General features: G+C 43.7%; 26 protein-coding genes, 2 tRNA genes, 1 pseudogene and 1 riboswitch. Of the genes and pseudogenes, 22 read left to right on the plus strand and 7 right to left on the minus strand.

Annotation, left to right across the window (positions count from 1 at the left end; genetic code table 11):
* Nucleotides 1-108 precede the first annotated feature (108 nt).
* Nucleotides 109-190: transfer RNA gene (locus tag NYE49_RS04820), tRNA-Leu, on the plus strand.
* 78 nt (nucleotides 191-268) lie between these two features.
* On the opposite strand, the gene spo0M is transcribed toward NYE49_RS04820, so the two are convergent.
* Entirely contained in the window at nucleotides 269-1,045 is a 777-nt protein-coding gene (spo0M, locus tag NYE49_RS04825; RefSeq protein WP_003233481.1) for a sporulation control protein Spo0M, read from the minus strand.
* A gap of 141 nt (nucleotides 1,046-1,186) precedes the next feature.
* Here spo0M and NYE49_RS04830 point away from each other — a divergent pair, with 141 nt between their 5' ends.
* Nucleotides 1,187-1,390, plus strand: coding sequence for a hypothetical protein (locus tag NYE49_RS04830; RefSeq protein ID WP_014479229.1), 204 nt, complete (start codon nucleotides 1,187-1,189; stop codon nucleotides 1,388-1,390).
* 84 nt (nucleotides 1,391-1,474) lie between these two features.
* On the opposite strand, the gene NYE49_RS04835 is transcribed toward NYE49_RS04830, so the two are convergent.
* The gene (locus NYE49_RS04835) at nucleotides 1,475-1,747 is read right to left on the minus strand and encodes a spore coat protein (RefSeq protein WP_015383160.1); all 273 of its coding nucleotides are present in this window, start codon (nucleotides 1,745-1,747) and stop codon (nucleotides 1,475-1,477) included.
* A gap of 40 nt (nucleotides 1,748-1,787) precedes the next feature.
* Between NYE49_RS04835 and NYE49_RS04840 the strand changes: the two genes are divergently transcribed.
* Together NYE49_RS04840 and thiC are read left to right on the plus strand one after the other, a co-directional pair.
* Nucleotides 1,788-2,480 (plus strand): Type 1 glutamine amidotransferase-like domain-containing protein, encoded by a 693-nt coding sequence (locus tag NYE49_RS04840; RefSeq protein ID WP_174616680.1) that lies wholly within the window; start codon nucleotides 1,788-1,790, stop codon nucleotides 2,478-2,480.
* Nucleotides 2,481-2,548: 68 nt separating this feature from the next.
* Nucleotides 2,549-2,656, plus strand: a riboswitch (TPP riboswitch).
* A 132-nt stretch (nucleotides 2,657-2,788) separates the two neighbouring features.
* Nucleotides 2,789-4,561 carry a phosphomethylpyrimidine synthase ThiC gene (gene thiC, locus NYE49_RS04845; RefSeq protein ID WP_043857146.1) on the plus strand — a complete coding sequence of 591 codons (1,773 nt, stop codon included), beginning with the start codon at nucleotides 2,789-2,791 and terminating at the stop codon, nucleotides 4,559-4,561.
* A gap of 39 nt (nucleotides 4,562-4,600) precedes the next feature.
* On the opposite strand, the pseudogene NYE49_RS04850 reads toward thiC, so the two are convergent.
* A pseudogene (locus NYE49_RS04850) lies at nucleotides 4,601-4,783 on the minus strand (BBE domain-containing protein); the annotation flags it as partial.
* Between the two features lie 300 nt (nucleotides 4,784-5,083).
* Between NYE49_RS04850 and senS the strand changes: the two are divergent.
* The gene (gene senS, locus NYE49_RS04855; protein WP_003245192.1) at nucleotides 5,084-5,281 is read left to right on the plus strand and encodes a transcriptional regulator SenS; all 198 of its coding nucleotides are present in this window, start codon (nucleotides 5,084-5,086) and stop codon (nucleotides 5,279-5,281) included.
* Nucleotides 5,282-5,307: 26 nt separating this feature from the next.
* On the opposite strand, the gene katA is transcribed toward senS, so the two are convergent.
* A complete protein-coding gene (gene katA / locus NYE49_RS04860; protein ID WP_047182324.1) occupies nucleotides 5,308-6,759 on the minus strand; it encodes a catalase KatA in 1,452 nt (483 codons plus the stop codon).
* Between the two features lie 407 nt (nucleotides 6,760-7,166).
* Between katA and NYE49_RS04865 the strand changes: the two genes are divergently transcribed.
* From NYE49_RS04865 to rpsN, 6 genes are all read left to right on the plus strand, one after another.
* Nucleotides 7,167-7,934 (plus strand): ABC transporter ATP-binding protein, encoded by a 768-nt coding sequence (locus NYE49_RS04865; RefSeq protein ID WP_021479704.1) that lies wholly within the window; start codon nucleotides 7,167-7,169, stop codon nucleotides 7,932-7,934.
* Nucleotides 7,935-7,951: 17 nt separating this feature from the next.
* The gene (locus NYE49_RS04870; protein WP_015383166.1) at nucleotides 7,952-8,950 is read left to right on the plus strand and encodes an aliphatic sulfonate ABC transporter substrate-binding protein; all 999 of its coding nucleotides are present in this window, start codon (nucleotides 7,952-7,954) and stop codon (nucleotides 8,948-8,950) included.
* Nucleotides 8,947-9,777, plus strand: a complete 831-nt coding sequence (locus tag NYE49_RS04875; protein ID WP_080109032.1) for an ABC transporter permease — start codon at nucleotides 8,947-8,949, stop codon at nucleotides 9,775-9,777. Before NYE49_RS04870 ends, NYE49_RS04875 begins: the two co-directional genes overlap by 4 nt.
* Before the next feature lie 22 nt (nucleotides 9,778-9,799).
* A complete protein-coding gene (gene ssuD, locus NYE49_RS04880; protein ID WP_174616655.1) occupies nucleotides 9,800-10,930 on the plus strand; it encodes an FMNH2-dependent alkanesulfonate monooxygenase in 1,131 nt (376 codons plus the stop codon).
* A 102-nt stretch (nucleotides 10,931-11,032) separates the two neighbouring features.
* The gene (locus tag NYE49_RS04885; protein ID WP_174616679.1) at nucleotides 11,033-11,569 is read left to right on the plus strand and encodes a hypothetical protein; all 537 of its coding nucleotides are present in this window, start codon (nucleotides 11,033-11,035) and stop codon (nucleotides 11,567-11,569) included.
* A gap of 112 nt (nucleotides 11,570-11,681) precedes the next feature.
* Nucleotides 11,682-11,951 (plus strand): 30S ribosomal protein S14, encoded by a 270-nt coding sequence (rpsN, locus tag NYE49_RS04890; RefSeq protein WP_015383171.1) that lies wholly within the window; start codon nucleotides 11,682-11,684, stop codon nucleotides 11,949-11,951.
* A gap of 16 nt (nucleotides 11,952-11,967) precedes the next feature.
* Here rpsN and NYE49_RS04895 read toward each other — a convergent pair whose 3' ends face one another.
* Nucleotides 11,968-12,441, minus strand: a complete 474-nt coding sequence (locus NYE49_RS04895; RefSeq protein ID WP_047182327.1) for a hypothetical protein — start codon at nucleotides 12,439-12,441, stop codon at nucleotides 11,968-11,970.
* Nucleotide 12,442: 1 nt separating this feature from the next.
* A complete protein-coding gene (locus NYE49_RS04900; RefSeq protein ID WP_047183550.1) occupies nucleotides 12,443-12,643 on the minus strand; it encodes a helix-turn-helix transcriptional regulator in 201 nt (66 codons plus the stop codon).
* 193 nt (nucleotides 12,644-12,836) lie between these two features.
* On the opposite strand from NYE49_RS04900, the gene NYE49_RS04905 reads away from it, so the two are divergent.
* Nucleotides 12,837-12,910: transfer RNA gene (locus NYE49_RS04905), tRNA-Gly, on the plus strand.
* Between the two features lie 90 nt (nucleotides 12,911-13,000).
* Here NYE49_RS04905 and NYE49_RS04910 read toward each other — a convergent pair.
* Nucleotides 13,001-13,624 carry a B3/4 domain-containing protein gene (locus NYE49_RS04910; protein ID WP_047182328.1) on the minus strand — a complete coding sequence of 208 codons (624 nt, stop codon included), beginning with the start codon at nucleotides 13,622-13,624 and terminating at the stop codon, nucleotides 13,001-13,003.
* A gap of 82 nt (nucleotides 13,625-13,706) precedes the next feature.
* On the opposite strand from NYE49_RS04910, the gene queG reads away from it, so the two are divergent.
* From queG to NYE49_RS04960, 10 genes are all read left to right on the plus strand, one after another.
* The gene (gene queG / locus NYE49_RS04915) at nucleotides 13,707-14,867 is read left to right on the plus strand and encodes a tRNA epoxyqueuosine(34) reductase QueG (RefSeq protein ID WP_029317521.1); all 1,161 of its coding nucleotides are present in this window, start codon (nucleotides 13,707-13,709) and stop codon (nucleotides 14,865-14,867) included.
* 66 nt (nucleotides 14,868-14,933) lie between these two features.
* Entirely contained in the window at nucleotides 14,934-15,869 is a 936-nt protein-coding gene (locus NYE49_RS04920) for an amidase domain-containing protein (protein WP_015252502.1), read from the plus strand.
* Nucleotides 15,870-15,906: 37 nt separating this feature from the next.
* Nucleotides 15,907-16,389, plus strand: a complete 483-nt coding sequence (trmL, locus tag NYE49_RS04925; protein WP_003233442.1) for a tRNA (uridine(34)/cytosine(34)/5-carboxymethylaminomethyluridine(34)-2'-O)-methyltransferase TrmL — start codon at nucleotides 15,907-15,909, stop codon at nucleotides 16,387-16,389.
* A gap of 125 nt (nucleotides 16,390-16,514) precedes the next feature.
* Nucleotides 16,515-17,156 (plus strand): YhbD family protein, encoded by a 642-nt coding sequence (locus tag NYE49_RS04930; protein ID WP_015482991.1) that lies wholly within the window; start codon nucleotides 16,515-16,517, stop codon nucleotides 17,154-17,156.
* Nucleotides 17,147-17,860, plus strand: a complete 714-nt coding sequence (locus tag NYE49_RS04935; RefSeq protein WP_015383176.1) for a polymer-forming cytoskeletal protein — start codon at nucleotides 17,147-17,149, stop codon at nucleotides 17,858-17,860. The genes NYE49_RS04930 and NYE49_RS04935 overlap by 10 nt, the downstream gene beginning before the upstream one ends.
* An 11-nt stretch (nucleotides 17,861-17,871) precedes the next feature.
* On the plus strand, nucleotides 17,872-18,579 hold the full coding sequence (locus NYE49_RS04940) for a polymer-forming cytoskeletal protein (protein ID WP_015383177.1): 708 nt from the start codon (nucleotides 17,872-17,874) through the stop codon (nucleotides 18,577-18,579).
* A gap of 349 nt (nucleotides 18,580-18,928) precedes the next feature.
* Nucleotides 18,929-20,824, plus strand: coding sequence for a serine/threonine protein kinase PrkA (prkA, locus tag NYE49_RS04945; RefSeq protein ID WP_014476240.1), 1,896 nt, complete (start codon nucleotides 18,929-18,931; stop codon nucleotides 20,822-20,824).
* Between the two features lie 179 nt (nucleotides 20,825-21,003).
* Nucleotides 21,004-22,182 carry a sporulation protein YhbH gene (gene yhbH, locus NYE49_RS04950; protein ID WP_003233432.1) on the plus strand — a complete coding sequence of 393 codons (1,179 nt, stop codon included), beginning with the start codon at nucleotides 21,004-21,006 and terminating at the stop codon, nucleotides 22,180-22,182.
* A 159-nt stretch (nucleotides 22,183-22,341) separates the two neighbouring features.
* The gene (locus tag NYE49_RS04955; protein WP_003233431.1) at nucleotides 22,342-22,806 is read left to right on the plus strand and encodes a MarR family transcriptional regulator; all 465 of its coding nucleotides are present in this window, start codon (nucleotides 22,342-22,344) and stop codon (nucleotides 22,804-22,806) included.
* 35 nt (nucleotides 22,807-22,841) lie between these two features.
* Nucleotides 22,842-23,507, plus strand: a complete 666-nt coding sequence (locus tag NYE49_RS04960; protein ID WP_014476241.1) for an HlyD family efflux transporter periplasmic adaptor subunit — start codon at nucleotides 22,842-22,844, stop codon at nucleotides 23,505-23,507.
* The last annotated feature ends 40 nt before the right edge of the window (nucleotides 23,508-23,547 follow it).

The following is a 23,547-nucleotide window of genomic DNA, read 5'->3' on the forward strand; positions in this document are numbered from 1 at the left end:
TTCAACACTTTTATTTTATATTTCCAAAAAAACTTTTTTGAAATACGTTGACACTTTATGAGATCCATGATATATTTATATTCGTCGGTTAGATACGACGTAAAACTTGCCGGTGTGGCGGAATTGGCAGACGCGCACGACTCAAAATCGTGTTCCTTCTGGAGTGTCGGTTCGACCCCGACCACCGGTATACTGAAAAACCCGTTTCTTAACAGAAACGGGTTTTTATTTTTTATTAAAGAAAAGGAGCCTCAGCTCCTTTTTTTATTTACTCAGCGTATTGGTCTAGGATCTCTTCTAGCACCTCTTCTAGCTCTTCTGTATCTTCAAGCTCTGATTGGCTGAAACGGACGCGTACAAGCTGTTCTCCGTCATTATACATCTCTTCCAGCCACCCTCGGAGTCCTCTAGCTCTGCGGTCGACTTCGAAAATGATTTCCAAACCGTCTTCGTCTAAAAGGAAAATGAGCTCTAATTCATCAAGCATCTGACGATAATATCCGGAAGTCGGAACGAATTCGAATTCTTGAACGAACGGAAGACGACGCTGGAAGTAGGGCGCTTGTTCGCAGTCTGCTTCGTTAAGACGGAAGCCCAGGTTTTCGATTGCTTCAAGCACATTTTCAATCCAAGGGTGCGCTTCAACAAAAATGCGGTCATGATCGGATTTATCGATACCGCCTTGAATGTCAAGGTCTGTCACCACGGCAACCTCTACTTTCCCTACAGTGATCGGCGTATCTAGAGGCAGAGTGAATGTGAACGGAAATTGATGCTCTTCACCAGGCTGTATGGTAAATGAACCAGTGACCCGGAAAGAATGAATTGTAGCGTATTTCCGGTGCTCTTCATCGTCTTTTACAATGACATACCGTGTGCTAAGCTGTAAATCGATATACCGGATGTCCTGAGCGATTTTTCCGCCTTTGACATGTACCGTTCCCTGTACTTCTTCTCCTGGAAAATATGCGTCTTTTTCTAAAATTGTATCTACTTTTGCAGCTCCAATTCCGGCACTTGCCGCAAGCTTCTTAAAAAATGACATGTTAGATCTTCCCCTTTTTCTTTTTTCTCAACAGATATACGTAAGAAGGAGGAAAAAAGATTCGTTTGATTCATACTTTTTTCCTATTATTCGTCTCGGCCCAGGGACAGACTAAGAATAATATTGAAAATAAAGGAGTGGATGGAAGTGAATAAAGAAAGTTTGGTTGCAGATGAATTACACAGAATGTTTTTGGCTGGTGAGCTGCAAATCACAGTAGAGGAGGATATAAACAATATTTCCGAAAGGCTGAGAAACGGCGATCTCAGTTTAGACCGATTAAGCGGTGAAGACGCGTTTATAAAAGAAACGGTAAACGAGGCTTTAAGAAGAGTGGAGCAATAAAAAAGAGGCGGCATCTCATCTTTGAGATCCCGTCTCTTTTGGTGGTCTTTGCTGTAAGATAAAAGCGAATCGATTTGAAATTGCTCACCCGAGCCACCCCTTTTCTAACAGAAAATCTGACAGTTCATCTTGGAGATGAATGGCTGTATCTAATTGATCATGCAACGCTCTTCTGATGTGGGGATTTTCGGCTTCTGTTATTGCGACAGTGTATTTGTTAATGCTGGTTTTTATTGTTGTTAACAAATCAAGAATATCTTTGGGACAAAGACTTTGTTCAATGGGAAACCACCTCCTTTGTTTTTTTAGCAGCTCCTGATAAGAAAGTATTTGGCTTTGTTTCTTGCTTCTATACAAAATGCTATAATAAGCAACAAATTTGTTGGGGGGTGTGATGATGAAGCAGATTATTGCGATGGGGGGCGGGGGTTTTTCGATGGAGCCGGATAATTTGTCCCTCGATCAATATATCCTCAATCAATCAAAACGAGAGCAGCCTCGTATTTGTTTTTTGCCGACGGCGAGCGGAGATTCCCAAAACTATATTCAGCGGTTTTATCATGCATTTCAAACACTGGTTTGTGTGCCGTCTCATTTATCTTTGTTTAAGCCGCCATCAACAGATTTAGCTTCTTTTGTTATGGAAATGGACGTGATTTATGTTGGCGGGGGAAATACGCGGAATTTACTTGTGTTATGGAAAGAGTGGGGGCTGGACCATATTCTCAGGGAAGCATGGAAGAACGGTGTGGTCCTAGCTGGATTAAGTGCCGGTGCGATCTGCTGGTTTGAAGAAGGGGTGACAGATTCAGCCGGACCGCTGACAGGTTTGAAAAGTTTAGGTTTTTTGCAAGGGAGCTTTTTTCCCCATTATGACGGGGAAAAGGATCGGAGACCGGCATACCACCAGTTGATATCTAACAAGTTCTTATGCAGTGGCTATGCAGCGGATGATGGGGCTGCTCTCCATCTCATAAATGATCAGCTGTTTCAGACCGTGAGTTCAAGAGCGGGTGCAAAGGCATATCGGGTGATAATGGGGGAACATGAAGTATCTGAAATCCCGTTGCCGGTCAAATATTTGGGATGAATTAGCTGAATATTTTCTATATTCCTCTTTTTTTCAGATTGGTTTTATGTTAAGATGAGGGCGAAATCAATAGTTACTGGGGGTGCCCGCTTTCGGGCTGAGAGAGAAGGTAAGCTTCTTAACCCTTTGGACCTGATCTGGTTCGTACCAGCGTGGGGAAGTAGAGGAATAGTTTTTGTTATTGTCGTGCTGGGCAATAATATGTTTCTTTCTGACTGTAACCGGGTTCATTTATATGAATCCGGTTTTTTGTGCTGGTTATGGGCTTGATTTTGTCCTTTCAAACGTAGAGAGGGGAAGGAAAAGTAATGCAAAACAATTCAGTGCAGCAAGCCAACATTTCCATTATGTCAAGTTTTTCAGGTAGCAAGAAGGTATACGTGGAGGGTTCTTCTTCGGACATCCAAGTGCCGATGAGGGAGATCCTATTGAGTCCGACGACGGGATCGTTCGGCGAAGAGGAAAACGCACCTGTGCGTGTCTATGATACAAGCGGACCGTATACGGACCCTGAAGTAACCATTAATATTCAAGAAGGATTAAAGCCGCTCCGCCAAAAATGGATCACAGAGCGCGGTGACGTGGAAGAGTATGAAGGTCGGGCTATAAAACCAGAAGATAACGGTTATAAAAAAGCAAATCCAAACGTAAGCTACCCAGGATTAAAGCGGAAACCGCTGAGGGCGAAGGCAGGTCAAAATGTTACTCAAATGCACTATGCAAAAAAGGGGATCATTACACCTGAGATGGAATTTATCGCCATTCGTGAGCATGTGTCTCCTGAATTCGTCAGAGACGAGGTAGCCAGCGGCCGGGCGATTATTCCTTCAAACATTAATCACCCTGAAAGTGAGCCAATGATTATCGGCCGGAATTTTCATGTGAAGATTAATGCAAATATCGGGAATTCAGCGGTTACGTCATCCATTGAAGAAGAAGTGGAAAAAATGACGTGGGCCATCCGCTGGGGAGCAGATACAATGATGGATCTCTCTACCGGAAAAGATATTCATACGACGCGTGAATGGATTATCCGCAATTGCCCCGTGCCTGTGGGAACTGTTCCGATTTATCAGGCGCTTGAAAAAGTAAACGGCGTAGCGGAGGATTTAACGTGGGAGATTTATCGTGATACGCTAATCGAGCAGGCAGAGCAGGGAGTGGATTATTTTACGATTCACGCGGGTGTTTTGCTTAGGTATGTACCGCTGACTGCCAAACGGACAACTGGTATTGTGTCACGCGGGGGAGCGATTATGGCGCAGTGGTGTCTGGCTCATCATCAAGAAAGCTTTTTATACACACATTTTGAAGAAATATGTGAGATTATGAAAACGTATGATATTGCTTTCTCTCTTGGGGATGGTTTGCGTCCCGGATCAATTGCTGATGCCAATGACGAAGCGCAGTTTGCTGAATTAGAGACGCTTGGAGAGCTGACGCAAATTGCCTGGAAGCATGATGTTCAGGTGATGATTGAGGGTCCTGGACATGTTCCGATGCATAAAATCAAAGAGAACGTCGATAAACAAATGGACATTTGTAAAGAAGCGCCTTTTTACACATTGGGGCCGCTGACAACGGATATTGCCCCGGGATATGACCATATTACTTCAGCGATCGGAGCGGCGATGATCGGTTGGTACGGGACAGCAATGCTTTGTTATGTAACGCCGAAGGAGCATTTAGGGCTGCCAAACCGTGATGATGTTCGTGAAGGAGTCATTACATATAAGATTGCTGCGCACGCTGCAGACCTTGCAAAAGGGCATCCTGGGGCGCAAATCCGGGATGATGCGTTATCGAAAGCCCGTTTTGAATTCCGTTGGCGGGATCAGTTTAATCTATCTCTTGATCCGGAGAGAGCGCTTGAATACCATGATGAAACCTTGCCTGCTGAAGGAGCAAAAACCGCTCACTTTTGTTCCATGTGCGGTCCGAAATTTTGCAGCATGAGAATTTCACAGGATATTCGGGATTATGCGAAGAAAAACGATCTCAGTGAAGCAGAAGCCATAAATAAAGGATTAAAAGAAAAAGCAAAAGAGTTTGTCGATACGGGAAGCAATTTATATCAATAAAAAAGATGAAGATGGAGAATGCTCCATCTTCATTTTTTTTTAGAAAAACAGAGAGCGTCGAAGCGGCGGAATACTCTGTTCAAAGCGGAAAACATTTTCTGTATCATATTTCGTTTTGACACGGCGGAGTCGTTCAACGTTTTCGCCGTAATATGTTCTTGGCCAGTTTCTGATTTCGATATCTGGCCAATTTACGTAGTCTCCCATCGTTTCTCTCGATAGTCCGGATCATCCCGTGTTACGATACGTCCGGTCAATTTTGTCTTTTCCACACTCCCACCTCTCTTTCTCTCGTATTCTAGTTTCTCTAGCTTATGCGTTAGGGGAAAAGAGTGTATAAGGAAAAAGCGGGGATGCAATCTGATACAGTGTCAACACTCTCAAAAAATAGTTGACAGGTCGGTATTGTATGAATTAACATGGTCAGTACAAATTTTTCAAATTTATCGCGCTGATCGGAACACCGAAGGCTCTTATCGTTTAGATAAGGGCCTTTTTTGTATGAAAAAGGAGGGATTATTGATGGGAGTCAAAAAAGAAAAGGGGAGAAAACGATTCAGGAAGCGAAAAACCTACGGGAATCAGATTTTGCCGCTTGAGCTGCTGATTGAAAAAAACAAACGAGAGATTATAAACAGCGCGGAGCTAATGGAAGAAATTTATATGAAGATTGATGAGAAGCATACGCAATGTGTAACTAAATATAAAAAAACCCGCTGATTACAGCGGGTTTTTGCATTTCTACATTAAGCATCTTTTTTAATCGGCAATCCAAGGCCTTCTGCCACGCGTTTTCCGTATTCAGGATCCGCTTTGTAGAAGTGTTCGGTTTGGCGCAGCTTGATTTCTTCTTTTTCTACCGGCTTCATAGCATTAACGATATTTTCAACAAGGCGGGTACGTTCATCTTCACTCATTAAACGATACAGATCACCGGCTTGAGTGTAGTGATCGTTGTGATCGTAGCTTACGCTGTCAGCGATACCTTGTACCGGATATGCTGCTTGCTTATCCTCAGGTGACTCTTTTGGACCGCCGAAGCTGTTAGGCTCGTAATACACAGATCCGCCGCCGTTATCGTCAAAGCGCATTTGTCCATCACGCTGATAATTGTTTACTTTGTTGCGTGCGCGGTTGATTGGCAGCGCTTGATGGTTTGCACCGACACGGTAGCGGTGTGCATCATGATAAGCAAACAGTCGGCCTTGAAGCATTTTATCCGGTGAAACATCAATACCGGGCACGAGTGTTCCAGGTGAAAATGTCGCTTGTTCTACCTCTGCAAAGTAGTTTTCCGGATTTCTGTCTAGAACCATGCGTCCGACCTCGATTAACGGATAGTCTTTCTGAGACCAAACTTTTGTGACATCAAACGGATCGAAACGGTACGTGTTTGCATCTTCTAAAGGCATGATTTGCACATATAGTTTCCATGCAGGATAATCACCGTTTTCGATTGCATTGAAAAGGTCTTCTGTATGGTAATCAGGGTTTTCACCGGCAATTTTTGCTGCCGTATTGACATCAAGGTTTTTCACGCCTTGTTCCGTTTTAAAGTGATATTTAATCCATACGCCTTCGCCTTCGGCATTTGTCCATTTGAATGTATGGCTTCCGAAGCCGTGCATGTGGCGAAGTGTTGCAGGAATTCCGCGGTCAGACATCAGGATTGTCACTTGGTGAAGTGACTCTGGTGAAAGTGACCAGAAATCCCATACAGCCGTAGGATTTTTCAGGTGTGTTTTTGGATCTCTTTTTTGTGTATGGATGAAATCAGGGAACTTAATCGCATCGCGGATAAAGAATACAGGCGTATTGTTGCCGACGATGTCGTAGTTTCCTTCTTCAGTATAAAATTTAACAGCAAATCCGCGCGGGTCGCGAACTGTGTCAGCAGAGCCAAGTTCACCGGCAACTGTTGAGAAACGGATGAACAACGGTGTGCGTTTGCCGACTTCAGAAAGGAAAGCGGCTTTCGTGTATTTTGTTACGTCGTTTGTCACTTCAAAATATCCGTGTGCGCCTGCTCCTTTGGCGTGAACAACACGTTCAGGAACACGTTCTCGGTTGAAATGGGCCAATTTTTCGAGTAAATGTACATCTTGAATTAAAGTTGGTCCGCGAGAACCGGCAGTCATTGAGTTTTGATTATCTCCAACCGGAGCGCCCCAGCTAGTTGTCAGTTTATTTGAACTCATGTTATCACCTCTTGGAATTTATAAGAACATAATATCATCTCTAAGTAAAAAGTCAATATTATTTTATAATTATTATAAAATAGTTATCTCTATTAATCGATATCTAGTATCGAAATTGTTGAAAAACCTTGTTGTAACAGCTTTTTATGACACTTAATAATTTTTGGAGAAATAATTTTTCCTTCTCTATTTGCGAAACAAGCAGAGTAAGTGATAAACAAGGATATCAAAAATCATATTTAAAAAAGAGTTGACATATCGGAATAATTTGAATTAACATGTTATTCAAACAAAAAAACAATTGGGCAGCTGATCGGACCGCCGAAGGCTCTCATCTCTACAAGAACAGAGATGGGGGCCTTTTTGTTTTTTTTGAAGGCGGGGTTGGCAGAAAGAGAGGGATAAAAGTGGCTGTGACCATCAGCATCAAAGAAAAGGCATTTGTTCAAGAGGGCCGCAAAAACACGGTCTTAGAGAACATAGAATTATCAATCGCACCAGGCGAATTTCTAACGCTTATCGGACCGAGCGGGTGCGGAAAAAGCACCCTGTTAAAGATTATTGCAGGGCTTGATTCTGAATATGACGGGAGTGTTGAAATTAACGGCCGCAGCGTAACAGCTCCGGGTATTCAGCAAGGATTTATTTTTCAGGAACACCGCCTCTTTCCTTGGCTGACTGTTGAGCAGAATATTGCAGCCGACTTGAATTTGAAGGACCCAAAAGTCAAACAAAAGGTGGATGAACTGATCGAGATTGTCAGATTGAAAGGATCGGAAAAAGCATATCCGCGCGAGCTGTCAGGCGGCATGTCACAAAGAGTAGCCATCGCCCGGGCCCTTCTGCGGGAGCCTGAGGTGCTGCTTTTAGATGAACCGTTTGGTGCACTCGACGCTTTTACAAGAAAACACCTGCAGGACGTGCTGCTGGATATATGGAGGAGGAAAAAAACAACGATGATTCTCGTCACTCATGATATAGATGAATCTGTTTATTTAGGAAATGAGCTTGCGATCCTTAAGGCCAAACCTGGGAAAATCCATAAGCTGATGCCTATTCACCTGGCGTATCCGCGGAACCGGACGACTCCGGATTTCCAAGCGATCAGACAGAGAGTGCTGTCGGAATTCGAGAAAACAGAAGATTTGGAGTACGCAGAAGGATCAGGGATATAGAAAGGGCGGAAGCGGAAATGAAAAAAGGACTCATTGTATTGGTTGCCGTTATTTTTCTGCTCGCAGGCTGTGGAGCAAATGGAGCCAGCGGTGACCACAAACAATTGAAGGAAATTCGTATTGGTATTCAGCAAAGCTTAAGCCCGCTTTTGATCGCAAAGGAAAAAGGCTGGTTCGAAGATGCATTTGAAAAAGAAGGCATCAAAGTGAAATGGGTGGAGTTTCAAAGCGGTCCGCCCCAATTTGAAGGCCTTGCGGCAGACAAACTTGATTTTTCTCAAGTCGGTAATTCGCCTGTGATCGCTGGACAGGCGGCAGGCATTGACTTTAAAGAAATCGGTTTGTCTCAGGACGGCTTGAAAGCAAACGGCATCCTTGTCAATCAAAACAGCGGCATTCAAGACGTTAAGGACTTAAAGGGGACGAAAATTGCAGTCGCCAAAGGCAGCAGCGGGTTTGATTTTTTGTATAAAGCGCTTGATCAAGTGGGGTTGTCAGCTAACGATGTGACAATTATTCAGCTTCAGCCTGATGAAGCAGCTTCCGCATTTGAAAACGGATCTGTTGATGCCTGGTCCATTTGGGAGCCGTACTTGTCCTTAGAAACAATAAAACACGGAGCAAAAATCCTTGTGAACGGAGAAAGCACAGATTTATATTCACCGGGTTTTACTTTAGTAAGAACAAAGTTTTCAGAAGAGCATCCAGACGAAGTGGTCCGTTTTCTGAAGGTGTTTAATAAAGCCGTTGTATGGCAAAAGGAACATCTGGATGAAGCAGCGGACTTATATTCTGACATTAAAGATCTCGATAAAAAGGTCGTCGAAAATGTGCTGAAAAATACTGAACCTCTGAATGAGGTCATCAGTGACGACATTGTGAAAGCGCAGCAGGAAACAGCAGATTTTCAATTTCGAACAAAGGCGATAGATAAGAAGATTGATGTGAAGGATGTTGTCGATAACACTTTTATCAAAAAAGCATTAAAGGAACATTCCTCAGGAGGTGATCAATGATGAAAGCAGAGGCTGCGGGCTCGCTGCCCAAAACGAATGCGGAAGCGGTGCGAAAAAAGCCCGGAAGGAAGAGATACGGCTGGATGAAGGGGCTTTTACTGCCCGCTGTCATCATTGCCATATGGCAGGTCATCGGCGGGCTGGGGGTTGTGTCCGCTACAGTGCTGCCTACACCTGTTACGATTGTTCTGACCTTTAAGGAGCTTATTTTGTCCGGCGAGCTGTTCGGCCATCTGCAAATCAGCATTTATCGGGCGGCGCTTGGTTTTTTGCTTGGCACGGGACTTGGATTGATGATCGGGATTTTGGTCGGGTTCTCCAAACGGACGGAGCTGTATCTTGATCCGTCGTTGCAAATGCTTAGAACCGTACCTCATCTGGCCGTCACGCCGCTGTTTATTTTATGGTTCGGATTTGACGAAGTATCTAAAATTTTGCTGATTGCGCTCGGTGCCTTCTTTCCTGTCTATATCAATACGTTTAATGGCATCCGCGGGGTTGACGCGAAGTTATTTGAAGTCGCCCGGGTGCTTGAATTTAAATGGCATCAGCAGATATCCAAAGTGATATTGCCGGCAGCCCTGCCCAATATATTGCTAGGCATTCGATTATCGCTCGGCATTGCATGGCTCGGGCTCGTTGTGGCAGAGCTGATGGGCTCAAGCTCGGGAGTCGGCTATATGATCATGGATGCGAGACAGTTTTCACAAACGAATAAAGTCTTTGCAGGGATTATCATTTTTGCAGTGGTTGGAAAGCTGACGGATTCCTTTGTCAGGCTGCTTGAACGAAAGCTGTTAAAGTGGAGAAACAGCTACGAAGGATAAAAGATATAAAGGGGAGATGAATATGGAAATTCTTTGGTTTATACCGACTCATGGAGACGCGAGATATTTAGGATCTGAAAGTGATGGACGGACTGCGGATCATCTTTACTTTAAACAAGTCGCACAGGCGGCAGACAGGCTGGGATATACAGGAGTTCTTCTGCCAACGGGAAGATCGTGCGAGGACCCGTGGCTTACAGCGTCGGCACTGGCAGGAGAAACAAAGGACTTAAAGTTTTTAGTCGCGGTAAGACCTGGTTTAATGCAGCCTTCTTTAGCAGCCAGAATGACATCCACCCTAGACCGCATTTCAGACGGCCGGCTGCTGATCAACGTTGTGGCTGGGGGCGATCCGTATGAGCTGGCAGGCGATGGCCTGTTTATCAGCCATGATGAGCGCTACGAGGCAACAGACGAATTTTTAACCGTTTGGCGGAGACTTTTGCAGGGAGAAACGGTTTCCTATGAAGGAAAGCATATAAAAGTGGAAAACAGCAATCTGCTTTTCCCGCCGCAGCAAGAGCCGCATCCGCCCATCTATTTCGGTGGTTCGTCACAGGCTGGAATTGAAGCTGCCGCAAAGCATACAGACGTGTACTTGACATGGGGTGAGCCGCCTGAACAAGTAAAAGAAAAGATAGAGAGAGTCAAAAAGCAAGCGGAAAAAGAAGGGAGGTCCGTTCGATTTGGCATTAGGCTGCATGTCATTGCTCGTGAAACTGAACAAGAGGCATGGGAAGCGGCAGAGCGCTTGATCAGCCACTTGGATGATGACACCATTGCCAAAGCGCAGGCAGCTTTGAGCCGTTACGACTCTTCAGGCCAGCAGCGGATGGCCGTCCTTCATCAAGGCGATCGGACGAAGCTTGAAATCAGCCCGAATCTGTGGGCGGGGATCGGCCTGGTCAGAGGAGGGGCAGGAACAGCTCTTGTCGGTGATCCGCAGACGATTGCCGACCGGATAGCGGAGTACCAGGCACTCGGCATAGAATCGTTTATATTCTCAGGCTATCCGCATTTAGAAGAAGCGTATTATTTTGCAGAGCTTGTATTTCCGCTTTTGCCGTTTGAAAATGATCGGACGAGAAAGCTTCAGAACAAAAGGGGAGAAGCGGTAGGAAACACTTATTTTGTCAAAGAGAAAAATGTATGAGTTTAACTAAAATACAGCCCCCGAACATGGTATGATATTCAAAAAAAGGGGGCTTTTTTTCTGAAAACATTGAGAAGCGCGGCAGTCATTTGTCTCATAGCTATGCTGTCAGCATGCGGACATTCAAAACAGATGGAAATCAAAGCGGCGGACATATCAGATCTTGAAAAAAACAGAATGGATGTCGCAGCTTCACAGGCATTCACTGCCGAAGCCGTCAATATCGGTGAAGGTATTTCTTCAGCTGACATGTACATCGAACATTATCAAAAGGGAAAGCTTGTTGAGAGGTTTGGACCGGTTCGTGCAGATTATTCAGAGGAAAAAACCGATACCATACAATTTGTTTATTTTGAGAATGAAGAGGGGGAAGGAAAGAATAAACATACCACCATTCATTTTGGCATTGTAGATAAACAGGGAAATATAGCGGCTGATTCATCGGTGAAACGCGACGATAGCAGAACACAGGAAATGACTCAGAATATTTCATCGCCGGAACCAATTACTTTCGAGAAGCCTGCTTTGATCGGCAGCAGTATTAGAGGGACTGACGAGACAATGCACACCTCTGAACATAAAAAAGAGCTCATTAAGCATCAAGATGCGTTACTGTATTATGTGGAATTGCATCATTAGAATGGGCGGCTTCAGGCCGTCTGTTTTACAAAGCGGTATGCTTGCTTTTTTGAATGGTGCATGATACATTTTAAATCGTAACAATTTCGATTTAAAAGGGAGGCTATGTGACTTGGCTAAAAAATCAAAAGTGGCAAAAGAGTTAAAACGCCAACAGCTTGTTGAGCAATACGCTGGTATTAGAAGCGAGTTGAAGGAAAAAGGAGATTACGAGGCACTCAGCAAGCTGCCAAGAGATTCAGCACCGGGAAGGCTTCACAACCGCTGCATGGTAACGGGGCGCCCGAGAGCATATATGAGGAAGTTTAAAATGTCCAGAATCGCTTTCAGGGAGCTGGCCCATAAAGGCCAGATTCCCGGTGTGAAAAAAGCAAGCTGGTAAAAAAAACTCCGGCCGATTACAGCGCGCCGGAGTTTTTTTCGTTTTTCTTGAAAGAGATGACGTAGGAAAGGTGCTGGATGATCATGATGATAAACACAATAATAATAGGGAAAAACGGAATACGTGATTGAAATAGCGGATAAAAAATGAGAAGAACCGCTGCGGCAGGCAGCGAGAAGTATACAGCGATATATGACGCGCGACATGCTTTTGCCGTCATCATCTGCTCTCTTTCATCCTGCTCTTCAAACTCATCAGGCAGAAGAAGCTGCTTTCTGGCAGGGCGGCTTTTTTTCTGTAAGTACAAATAAACCGCAGACGCCGCAACAAACAGAATAAAGGGGGTGAGGTTTAATTCAAATACCATCCCGCCGCTCTTTGTGCGAAAAAAAGATGCAATGCCTTCTGACGCTTCAAAGTATGCAATCAGCGTCCAGCATGCAAGGCCAAATAACACAAGTTGAAAAGCTGCTTTTGTTTTCATGCTCATCTTAGTTTTCCTCCTCTAACCAAAAGACATCCTCCATTTTCATGGAGAAGGTTTTGCAGATTTTCAGTGCTAACAGCAGTGAGGGAACATAATCGCCTTTTTCGATAGCAGCCACAGTCTGTCTTGTGACGCCGACTGTTTCTCCTAGTTTTTCCTGAGAATAGCCGAAGCGTGCCCTCAGCTCTTTTACTTTATTTTTCATCATGACGTCTGTCCCCTTCACAATCTCGATTGATTATATTGTATAGTATACTTAACATTATGTAAATGGAACTTAACAACTTTACAAAAAGATAACTTTTTTTCGACAAAATTTTTATATTCCCTTGACGAAAAATAAATAAACATGTAATATAAAAAAAGTCAGAGCGGTACTGTTACTGACAACCACAAATGCGGGTGTAGTTTAGTGGTAAAACCTCAGCCTTCCAAGCTGATGTCGTGAGTTCGATTCTCATCACCCGCTCCATACATACGTTATTAACGCAGTGTTTCGTTTCTCAGATAAACGAAGTATTGCGTTTTTTTATGTAAAAAAGAACACGGTATTCGTGTTCTTTTACGTAAGCCAATGTACTGTATGGGTGCCGCCGTGAATTTGTTCAAACATTTTCGTTAATGATGATAAGAGGTTAACAGCGCTGCTTTTCTCAATCGATGGCGGGAAAAAAATGATTTGCAGCATATTCTTAGTCTCGTTTGAAACGGGATAGTGGTTGACGTTGTTTTTGAAATCGCCAAATACGCCGTTTTCATCAGAGAAAATCAATATGTTTTCTTTTTCTCCCAATGAGATCCGGACTTGCTCGTGAAGCTTGCCGGCATCATAAATCATAATGGGCAGAGAATATTTTAATGCGAAAAAATTGATTGTGTCATGGGCCGAGTCTTTACTTTCCATGAATTGTTCCTTGGATATCGGGACCAGCATGTCCTCCATTGGGGTTGTTTCTCCCTCAAATGAAGGGTTAAGCTGTTTAAAGAGTTCCTGCCATTCCTTGACGAAGGATTCATCGGATATACCGCAGTCCGCATAGTCGAAAAACAAGGATTCTTGAAACAGGCGGAGTCTGCCTTTCAGCATTTGCGGTGAGGAGCCGACTTCGATATTCTCATAAATGACAGCAGCTGCATGTAAGCCGGCCGCACGTTCAGTAATAACAGAATCAAGTTTGATATTCACTAGCATTCACTCCAGTTACGTGATATCAACCTATTATAAACGCTGTGTCGTTTTATCACAAAGAAAGGAGGCTGTGCAAAACATGAACGTTTATCAGCTCAAAGAAGAATTAATTGAATACGCGAAAAGCATTGGCGTGGACAAGATTGGTTTTACGACCGCTGATACTTTTGACAGTTTAAAAGACCGTTTGATTCTTCAAGAATCGCTCGGCTATCTCTCCGGCTTTGAAGAGCCGGATATCGAAAAAAGGGTGACGCCAAAGCTTCTTTTGCCGAAAGCGAAATCAATAGTGGCAATTGCTCTCGCATATCCTTCCAGAATGAAGGATGCGCCGAGAAGCACGAGAACTGAGCGCAGGGGCATTTTTTGCAGAGCCTCCTGGGGAAAAGACTATCATGATGTGTTGAGGGAAAAGCTTGATCTGCTGGAGGATTTTCTAAAAAGCAAGCATGAGGATATCAGAACGAAGTCAATGGTTGATACAGGTGAATTGTCTGATCGCGCCGTTGCGGAACGTGCCGGAATCGGATTCAGTGCGAAAAACTGTATGATCACAACACCCGAGTATGGCTCTTATGTGTATTTGGCGGAAATGATCACAAATATCCCTTTTGAGCCTGATGTGCCGATTGAAGATATGTGCGGGTCCTGCACGAAATGCTTGGATGCCTGTCCGACGGGAGCCCTGGTTAATCCCGGGCAGCTTAATGCGCAGCGCTGCATCTCTTTTCTAACCCAGACAAAAGGATTTTTACCTGATGAATTCCGGACAAAAATCGGAAACCGCCTGTACGGGTGCGATACGTGCCAAACGGTATGCCCTCTCAATAAAGGGAAGGATTTTCATCTTCATCCGGAAATGGAGCCTGATCCTGAGATTGCCAAACCGTTATTGAAGCCGCTTTTGACCATCAGCAATCGGGAATTTAAGGAGAAATTCGGGCATGTCTCAGGTTCTTGGCGCGGGAAAAAACCGATTCAGCGAAACGCCATTCTCGCGCTTGCGCATTTTAAGGATGCTTCCGCACTGCCTGAATTGGCGGAATTGATGCACAAGGATCCGCGTCCTGTCATCAGAGGCACAGCCGCATGGGCAATCGGAAAAATCGGAGACCCCGCATACGCGGAAGAGCTTGAAAAAGCGCTGGAAAAAGAGAAGGATGAAGAGGCAAAGCTGGAAATTGAAAAAGGAATTGAGTTGCTAAAAGCTTCAGGCATGACTAAACAAGGCCTGTCCTGACATACGTATAGAGCAGAAGGAAAAAACACTTGAGATCATCCAAGTGTTTTTTCTCTATAAAAAAGTATGGCGGGTGGGGTGAGCTTGAAGCACATTTTAGAACAATTAGCGGAGGAGCGGCTGGGCTTTCTGGTTAACGGGCATGCTATGAGACAGGAGTCTCAAGTCGGAGACCTTAAAGTCATGGAGCGTAAGAAAAAGCTTCTGGAAAAACGTAAAGTTGACATCATAAAAGCGAAAGCAAAGGCCGTGATTAATCATGTGCGGGTTGAGGATGACGGAACGACCTGCCTTTCGTATACCATCCATTACGAATACGTGTGTAAGGAACAAGATGACAGCTTGTATATAGAAGAGCACATAGAGGAGCGAATGGCTTTCCTGTATGATCACATTTTGATTAGTGATCAGGAAATTGCGAAAAAGCCGGCTGGATTTCATGAAGGGACCAGTATTATTGACTATTCTGAAGCTGAAGAGGAAAGAGAAGCGTTTGGCAGGGCTTTTCAATACGATCGTCTCGGCGCTGTCCAATATGCCGAGAAATTTTGGAACAAGCGCAATCCTGCTTATAAAAATTTCAGCGATAACTGTACAAATTTTATTTCTCAGTGTCTTCATGCAGGAGGCGCGCCGATGCGCGGTCATCCGAACAGGGGATCAGGCTGGTGGATGAAACAAAGCTCATGGAGCTACAGCTGGACGGTGGCTCACTCTATGAAAATGTATTTGTCGAATTCAAAGGCCGGACTGCGTGCGGTGCGGGTGAAATCAGCGGAAGAACTGATGCCGGGCGATGTGATTTGCTATGACTTCGAAGGAGACGGCCGGTTTAATCATACAACGATTGTCGTCGCAAAGGACAAAGGCAATATGCCGCTTGTCAACGCCCAGACTTATGACAGCCGGATGAGGTATTGGTCATATGAGGATTCTACGGCATACACGCCGTCAATACGATATGCCTTTTTTCATATCGTTGATGATACGACAAAAGAGTAATTAATGTTATAATGATGGGCGGATAAGAAAAACAGAGGTGAACATTGTGGCATTACATGTCGTTTTATATCAACCAGAAATTCCCGCTAACACAGGGAATATTGCACGTACTTGTGCAGCAACCAATACAACGCTACACCTGATTCGTCCGCTCGGCTTTTCAACGGATGATAAAATGCTGAAGCGTGCCGGACTCGATTATTGGGAGTTTGTTAACGTTGTGTATCATGATTCGTTAGAAGAATTGTTTGAGGCATATGAAAAAGGCCAGTTTTTCTTTATTACAAAATTTGGCCAGCAGCCTCATACATCATTTGATTACACTGATCTTGACGAGGATTATTTCTTCGTGTTCGGAAGAGAAACAAGCGGTTTGCCAAAGGATTTAATTCAAAATAATATGGACCGCTGCCTGCGTCTTCCGATGACAGAGCACGTCAGATCGTTAAATCTGTCCAATACTGCCGCGATTCTTGTTTATGAAGCGCTGCGCCAGCAAAATTACCGTGATTTAAAATAGTGAAAAAACCCGCTCATCGATGATGGGCGGGTTTTTTTGCGGATGTTGAAATGCTTTGTTTCGTTTTTGGGCTTAACAACGTAACAGTGTTATGTTACAATGTACCCATCAAAGGAGCTGGACTTATGGAAGAACAATTAATCTCTAAAAAAGAATTACTTGAAAGAACATCGATTTCATACGGTCAGCTGTATCGATGGAAGCGGAAAAACTTAATACCTGAGGAATGGTTTATTCGTAAATCCACATTTACAGGGCAAGAGACGTTTTTTCCGAGAGAGGAGATTTTAAAACGTATATCAATGATTCAAAAGATGAAAGAAAATTTGTCTTTGGATGAAATGAGGGAAATGCTGTCGCCGAAAATGAAGGATGTCAGCATGACCGCTGATGAATTGCTTCATAAAGGTTTGGTTTCAAGGCCTGCTCTTGAAGCCTATTCAGAAGACGGAGAAAGTCGGGTTTTTTCATCCAGCGATTTGCTTTCGCTGTATGTGCTTGAGGGACTGCTGCAGTCTGGAAATGTCAGCCTTGCAGAAGCAAAAATGGCTGCAGAGGTATTAAAGAAGCATGATACTGAAGAGATTGAAAAACAGACGGAGCTGATTGTGCTCCGCAAGCTCGGTGTCACAACTTGTTTTATAGCGGCTGCGGCGGACAGCATTTTGTTTGAATCATCCGTAAAGGTTGTGGAACGGATAGATTTATTAAAAGCTTCAGAGGAATTAAAAACAACATTTATGCAGGAGGGCCATCAATGGATGTAGTGGAAAAGCTGGTGATAAACGGATCAGGAAGTTCAAAGGGAGGAACATTTCAATCTGTTGAGATTAATGGCAGCGGGACAGTGGCCGGGGACGTGGAGTGTGACACTTTTTCTTTTAATGGAAACGGAAAAGCGGACGGCAGCGTCAAAGCGAAAGCGGTAACCATCAGCGGTTCAGGAAAGATACATGGAGACGTTGAAGCAGAATCTATCCGGATGAATGGCACTGGTTTTATTCAAGGAGAGGTATCTGCAAAACAATTGAAAATCGCTGGATCATCAACATTTGGCGGCACTGTCAAGGCTGATGCCATTGACATTAGCGGAAAAGCTGTCATGGAAGCAGATTGTGAAACAGAAACCTTTCAATCAGAAGGGAAATGCAAAATCAGCGGGCTTTTAAATGCAGACCAGGTGATCATTAAGCTTTCTGCAGGGGAAAGCTATGCGCGGGAGATCGGCTGCCGCCATCTTCAAGTGACCTGCAGAAAAGGAATGCTGACATTGCTCAGATTGATGCCGCAGCCTGTTCTAACAGCAGAGCTGATCGAAGGTGACGTGATTGAATTGACAAATACAAAGGCGAAAACCGTGCGCGGAAATAAAGTGGTCATCGGCCCGGATTGCCAGATTGAAACTGTCGAATACAGCGGGGACTATACCTGTGACCCAAGCGCATCGGTTGAAACATCTACAAAGTTGTAAGGAGGATCGTAATGGAGACAACAAAACTGGGAAATTTAAAATTATATGGCGCTGGGCATGCCGCAGGAGGCGCGTATCACAATGTCAGCATCAAAGGAGAAGGTGTAGTTGGAGAAGGGCTGTCTGCTGTAGGCTGCCGCATATACGGAACGGGCCTTTTTCTCGGAAAAGCAGAGACTGAGCGGCTGCGTGTGCTCGGAGAAAGTGAATGTAAAGGCGATCTGACAGCCGGCAAAATCAATATATATGGGACAATGAAAGTCAGCGGCTCACTTCAATTTGATCGATTCAATCTGAAAGGCCAGACTGAAATTGGCGGGAATATGACTGGAGAATCCTGCGATGTGAAAGGGAAGCTTAGCGTAAAAGGTGATTGTGAAACAGAAATGTTCCATGTCACAGGCTGTGTTGATGTATCGGGGTTATTAAATTCGGGTGAGATCAAGCTGGGATTGAGCCATGATATAAGCCATGTGCAGGAAATCGGCGGAACAACAATTACAGTGAAAAGACGCGCGAGTTTTTTTAACCGGAAGAAAGGGAAGCTGATCGCCGATGTCATAGAAGGCGATCGGGTTTATTTGGAGAATACCGAAGCGGCAGTCGTCAGGGGAAAAGAAGTGATCATCGGGCCAGGATGCAGCATCGGAACAATTGAGTACGAAAACAAATATGAATGCAATCCGCATTCACAGATTAAAGAAAAAACAAAACTATAAAACATTGTTCTGTTATATAAAAAGGGTGCTCTTTCAGGAGCACCCTTTTTTATTCTTTTCCAGGCTTGCTTTCGTATCCTGCGGTAAAAATTGATACTAAAAAAGTGACAATGACACCCATCATGATGATTGTTTTCACCGTCTCTCCCCCTCTTCAATTTTTCCGTGCTGTCCGAGTCTGGATGATTCTGTATTTTTCTTTATTATGAACGGTCGAAGTCTGCCTTGTCAACGATGTATAAGTATCTTTATTTTTAAGAAACCAAAGCATGTATCACGAGATGGCGGCATAGATTGTAACAAAGTACCTTATTTGCATAGTGTATCAAACATGATAGAGGAGGTCCTTATGGATATATTAAAGAAAATTGAACAGTACAGAGAGGAAGAGCAGCGGCTGAAATGGGAAGGAACTTTCGCCGATTATTTGGAGATTATTAAAGAAAATCCGATGGTCGCGCAATCTGCTCATTCTCGAGTTTTTAATATGATAAAAGACAGCGGGATAGAGGAGATTGACGGACGCAAGAAGTACAGTTTTTTTGACCGCGAGCTGTTCGGGCTTGAAGAATCTCTGGAGCGTCTTGTGGAAGAGTATTTTCATCCGGCTGCCAAACGTCTAGATGTCAGAAAGCGGATTCTATTGCTGATGGGGCCTGTGAGCGGCGGTAAATCCACGCTGGTCACGATGCTCAAAAAAGGTCTCGAAGCGTACACGCTGACAGATAATGGCGCTGTATATGCGATTAAAGGCTGCCCGATGCACGAGGACCCTCTACATTTAATCCCCCATCATTTACGCGATGACTTTTACAGGGAATACGGCATTAGAATAGAAGGAAGTCTTTCTCCTTTAAATGTCATGAGGCTGGAGGAAGAGTACGGAGGAAGAATTGAGGATGTGAAGGTGGAGCGCATCTTCTTTTCAGAAGATAAGCGTACGGGAATTGGAACATTCAGTCCCTCTGATCCGAAGTCTCAGGATATTGCCGATTTGACGGGGAGTATTGATTTCTCAACAATCGCCGAGTACGGTTCAGAATCGGATCCGCGCGCTTACCGGTTTGACGGAGAGCTGAATAAAGCGAACCGCGGGATGATGGAGTTTCAGGAGATGCTGAAATGTGATGAGAAATTTCTCTGGCATTTGCTTTCCTTGACACAGGAAGGGAATTTTAAAGCTGGGCGGTTTGCGTTAATTTCTGCTGATGAGCTGATCGTGGCTCACACGAATGAAACGGAGTATCGCTCATTTATTGCTAATAAGAAGAATGAAGCCCTGCACTCAAGAATCATCGTGATGCCGGTTCCTTATAATTTAAAAGTGTCTGAGGAAGAGAGAATTTATGAAAAAATGATCGCTGAGAGCGATGTGGCGGATGTTCATATTGCCCCGCATACGTTGAAGGTCGCCGCGATGTTCTCAATCCTTACCCGGTTAAAAGAGCCGAAGCGGTCGGATATTGATCTGGTCAAGAAAATGAGACTGTATGATGGAGAAAGTGTGGAAGGATATAATTCTGTCGACGTTGAGGATATGAAAAAAGAATATAATGATGAAGGCATGAGCGGCATTGATCCGCGGTACGTGATCAACCGGATTTCTTCAACGATTATCAGAAAAAATATGGAATCGATTAATTCTCTCGATGTCCTTCGCTCCTTAAAAGAAGGTCTTGATCAGCACCCATCAATTTCAAGCGAGGACAGGGAGCGGTATTTGAATTTTATTTCTGCCGCCCGCAAGGAATATGACGACATTGCGAAAAAGGAAGTTCAAAAAGCGTTTGTGTATTCGTATGAAGAATCAGCAAAAACACTTATGGACAATTACCTCGATAACGTAGAGGCCTATTGCAATAAAAACAAGCTTCGTGATCCTTTGACTGGAGAGGAAATGAACCCTGACGAAAAGCTGATGAGATCCATCGAAGAGCAGATCGGCATTTCGGAAAACGCCAAAAAAGCGTTCCGCGAAGAAATTTTAATCCGCATCTCGGCCTATGCGAGAAAAGGCAAGCGGTTTGATTACAATTCCCATGAAAGACTGCGTGAAGCTATCCAGAAAAAGCTGTTTGCTGATCTGAAGGATGTCGTTAAAATTACGACTTCAACAAAAACGCCGGATGAGCAGCAGCTGAAAAAGGTAAACGAAGTCGTGGCCCGTTTAATTGATGAGCACGGCTACAACTCGACGAGCGCCAATGAGCTGCTGAAATATGTCGGCAGCCTGCTGAACCGATAAGCAACGTGACCCGTCCGAATAGGGCGGGTTATTTTGTCCCATTTTCTAAATAGTTTGTCAATTAAATGTGCTTTTATGCATATGATGAATATAAATCTTTTCGAAAGACTTGTTTCATAATCTGGCACAAGCCGGAATACGTATGTATCACGACCACAAATGGTTAAGGAGGGGAATTCATGTCCCAAAATGACAGCGGCCATTTTTTGATTTCTGAGGAAAACTGGTCCCTCCATCGCAAAGGCTTCGATGACCAGCAGCGCCACCAGAAAAAAGTGCAGGAAGCGATCAAAAACAATCTTCCGGACCTCGTAACTGAGGAAAGCATTATTATGTCTAATGGAAAAGATGTAGTGAAGATCCCAATCCGTTCACTTGATGAGTATAAAATCCGTTATAACTATGATAAAAATAAACATGTAGGGCAAGGAGACGGCGAGAGCCAGGTTGGAGATGTTGTGGCCCGGGATGGTTCAGACAAAAAACAAGGGCCTGGAAAAGGGCAGGGTGCCGGTGATCAGGCAGGCGAGGATTATTATGAAGCGGAAGTTTCATTAATGGATTTAGAAGAAGCGCTTTTTAAAGAATTAGAGCTTCCGAATCTCCAGCAAAAAGAGCGGGACAATATCATTCATACAGATATCGAGTTTAATGATATCCGTAAAACAGGGTTAACCGGTAATATTGATAAGAAAAGAACGATGATGTCAGCCTTTAAACGAAACGCAATGTCAGGAAAACCGTCGTTCTACCCAATTTATCCGGAGGACCTGAAATATAAGACGTGGAATGACATCACAAAGCCCGAATCAAAAGCGGTCGTTTTAGCCATGATGGATACAAGCGGCAGTATGGGGGTTTGGGAAAAATACATGGCCAGAAGCTTCTTTTTCTGGATGACCCGTTTTTTGCGGACAAAATACGAGACTGTGGAAATTGAATTTATTGCCCATCATACAGAAGCAAGAGTGGTCTCGGAGGAGGATTTTTTCTCAAAGGGAGAAAGCGGCGGAACCATTTGTTCTTCCGTATATCGGAAGTCGCTTGAGCTTATTGATGAAAAGTACAATCCCGCCCGCTATAACATTTACCCGTTTCATTTTTCTGACGGTGACAACCTGACATCTGATAACGCGCGCTGTGTGAAGCTGGTCAATGATATTATGAAGAAGGCCAATCTGTTTTGCTACGGCGAGGTCAATCAGTACAACAGGCATTCAACGTTAATGTCTGCATATAAAAATGTAAAAGATGAGAAATTTAAGTACTATATTTTAAAACAGAAATCTGATGTTTTTCAGGCTCTTAAGAATTTTTTCAGAAATGAAGAGTCTGGTGTAAGCCATCAATTTTCGTAATGAAAAGCCCATTTCAGGGCTTTTTTTTATTTAATAAAAGCAAGAAAACGTTTGCGAAAAAAATACGGGAGAAAAAGAAATTTTTCCTTTGACAAATCTTCTTTCATTTATTAATATTTTATCTTGTGAACTATTATTGAGGAATGAGGTGAAAAGGAGTTGACTGAATCAGAACGTGCTTTGCTCACTTTTGAACAGCTCTTCGATACGTCTCGGGCGATATATAAAAAACAGAAGAAGATATTGGAGATTGTGCTTGAGCCTTTTGATATTACAGTCCTTCAATATTTGCTGATGTTTAAAATTCATCAAAGCGGAAGCACCCCGCTAAGCAAGCTGGCAATGTCGCTTGATCTTAAGCCTGCTTCTGTGACGCGGATGACAGATATTCTGTATAAGCGCCAATTGATGAATCGATATGACAGTCCGGATGACCGCCGTATCGTCATGATTCAGTTAACCGAAGAGGGGGAAGAACTGATAGAAAAAGCCGCTGTGCAATATGCAAAAATGGGTGCTGGCTTGTACCAAAAGCTTGATACCTCCCAGCTGCAGTATTTGCGCAAACTAGCCGGAAGCTTAACGAAGCTTGCTGAAGGCTGTTCAGAAAAAAGCGGTAATTAAAAACTTCTCACATATTTTCACCAGCTTTCCGCAAAATGATAGAGGATGAAACGAAAGGAGAAAACAAAATGAACAGAGGACGTTTAATTCTGACCAACATTATCGGTTTGATTGTTGTTCTTGCAATTATAGCTGGAGGTGCTTACTACTATTATCAAAGCACAAACTATGTAAAAACAGATGAAGCAAAAGTAGCGGGCGATATGGCTGCTATTACTGCTCCAGCAGCAGGTAAAGTATCTGACTGGGATCTGGACGAAGGAAAAACAGTGAAAAAAGGCGACACAGTTGCAAAAATCAAAGGTGAACAAACTGTTGACGTAAAATCCATTATGGATGGAACAATTGTGAAAAACGAAGTGAAAAACGGACAAACCGTACAAGCTGGTACAACAATTGCACAAACGATTGACATGGACAACCTATACATCACAGCAAATATTAAAGAAACAGATATTGCGGATATTGAAGTAGGAAATAGTGTAGACGTAGTAGTTGACGGAGACCCTGATACTACATTTGACGGTACTGTAGAAGAAATTGGTTATGCGACTAACTCAACTTTTGATATGCTTCCTTCTACAAATTCAAGCGGAAACTACACAAAAGTAACACAAAAAATTCCTGTGAAAATTTCAATCAAAAACCCATCTGATAAGGTGCTTCCTGGAATGAATGCATCTGTTAAAATTTCTGAGTAAAACAGATCAGTCATCAAACCATGAAAGGAGGTTGTCTTAG

Origin of the sequence: Bacillus sp. FSL L8-0358, assembly GCF_038593095.1 — a bacterium.
Lineage (GTDB): Bacteria > Bacillota > Bacilli > Bacillales > Bacillaceae > Bacillus > Bacillus subtilis.

What these genes read in the sequence shown, in the direction of transcription:
- spo0M (WP_003233481.1), bottom strand. Translation starts at nt 1,045, where the DNA reads ATGTCATTTTTTAAGAAGCTTGCGGCAAGTGCCGGAATTGGAGCTGCA.
- NYE49_RS04830 (WP_014479229.1), top strand. Translation starts at nt 1,187, where the DNA reads ATGGAAGTGAATAAAGAAAGTTTGGTTGCAGATGAATTACACAGAATG.
- NYE49_RS04840 (WP_174616680.1), top strand. Translation starts at nt 1,788, where the DNA reads ATGAAGCAGATTATTGCGATGGGGGGCGGGGGTTTTTCGATGGAGCCG.
- thiC (WP_043857146.1), top strand. Translation starts at nt 2,789, where the DNA reads ATGCAAAACAATTCAGTGCAGCAAGCCAACATTTCCATTATGTCAAGT.
- senS (WP_003245192.1), top strand. Translation starts at nt 5,084, where the DNA reads ATGGGAGTCAAAAAAGAAAAGGGGAGAAAACGATTCAGGAAGCGAAAA.
- katA (WP_047182324.1), bottom strand. Translation starts at nt 6,759, where the DNA reads ATGAGTTCAAATAAACTGACAACTAGCTGGGGCGCTCCGGTTGGAGAT.
- NYE49_RS04870 (WP_015383166.1), top strand. Translation starts at nt 7,952, where the DNA reads ATGAAAAAAGGACTCATTGTATTGGTTGCCGTTATTTTTCTGCTCGCA.
- NYE49_RS04875 (WP_080109032.1), top strand. Translation starts at nt 8,947, where the DNA reads ATGATGAAAGCAGAGGCTGCGGGCTCGCTGCCCAAAACGAATGCGGAA.
- ssuD (WP_174616655.1), top strand. Translation starts at nt 9,800, where the DNA reads ATGGAAATTCTTTGGTTTATACCGACTCATGGAGACGCGAGATATTTA.
- NYE49_RS04885 (WP_174616679.1), top strand. Translation starts at nt 11,033, where the DNA reads ATGCTGTCAGCATGCGGACATTCAAAACAGATGGAAATCAAAGCGGCG.
- NYE49_RS04895 (WP_047182327.1), bottom strand. Translation starts at nt 12,441, where the DNA reads ATGAGCATGAAAACAAAAGCAGCTTTTCAACTTGTGTTATTTGGCCTT.
- NYE49_RS04900 (WP_047183550.1), bottom strand. Translation starts at nt 12,643, where the DNA reads ATGAAAAATAAAGTAAAAGAGCTGAGGGCACGCTTCGGCTATTCTCAG.
- queG (WP_029317521.1), top strand. Translation starts at nt 13,707, where the DNA reads ATGAACGTTTATCAGCTCAAAGAAGAATTAATTGAATACGCGAAAAGC.
- NYE49_RS04920 (WP_015252502.1), top strand. Translation starts at nt 14,934, where the DNA reads ATGGCGGGTGGGGTGAGCTTGAAGCACATTTTAGAACAATTAGCGGAG.
- NYE49_RS04930 (WP_015482991.1), top strand. Translation starts at nt 16,515, where the DNA reads ATGGAAGAACAATTAATCTCTAAAAAAGAATTACTTGAAAGAACATCG.
- NYE49_RS04935 (WP_015383176.1), top strand. Translation starts at nt 17,147, where the DNA reads ATGGATGTAGTGGAAAAGCTGGTGATAAACGGATCAGGAAGTTCAAAG.
- NYE49_RS04940 (WP_015383177.1), top strand. Translation starts at nt 17,872, where the DNA reads ATGGAGACAACAAAACTGGGAAATTTAAAATTATATGGCGCTGGGCAT.
- prkA (WP_014476240.1), top strand. Translation starts at nt 18,929, where the DNA reads ATGGATATATTAAAGAAAATTGAACAGTACAGAGAGGAAGAGCAGCGG.
- yhbH (WP_003233432.1), top strand. Translation starts at nt 21,004, where the DNA reads ATGTCCCAAAATGACAGCGGCCATTTTTTGATTTCTGAGGAAAACTGG.
- NYE49_RS04960 (WP_014476241.1), top strand. Translation starts at nt 22,842, where the DNA reads ATGATAGAGGATGAAACGAAAGGAGAAAACAAAATGAACAGAGGACGT.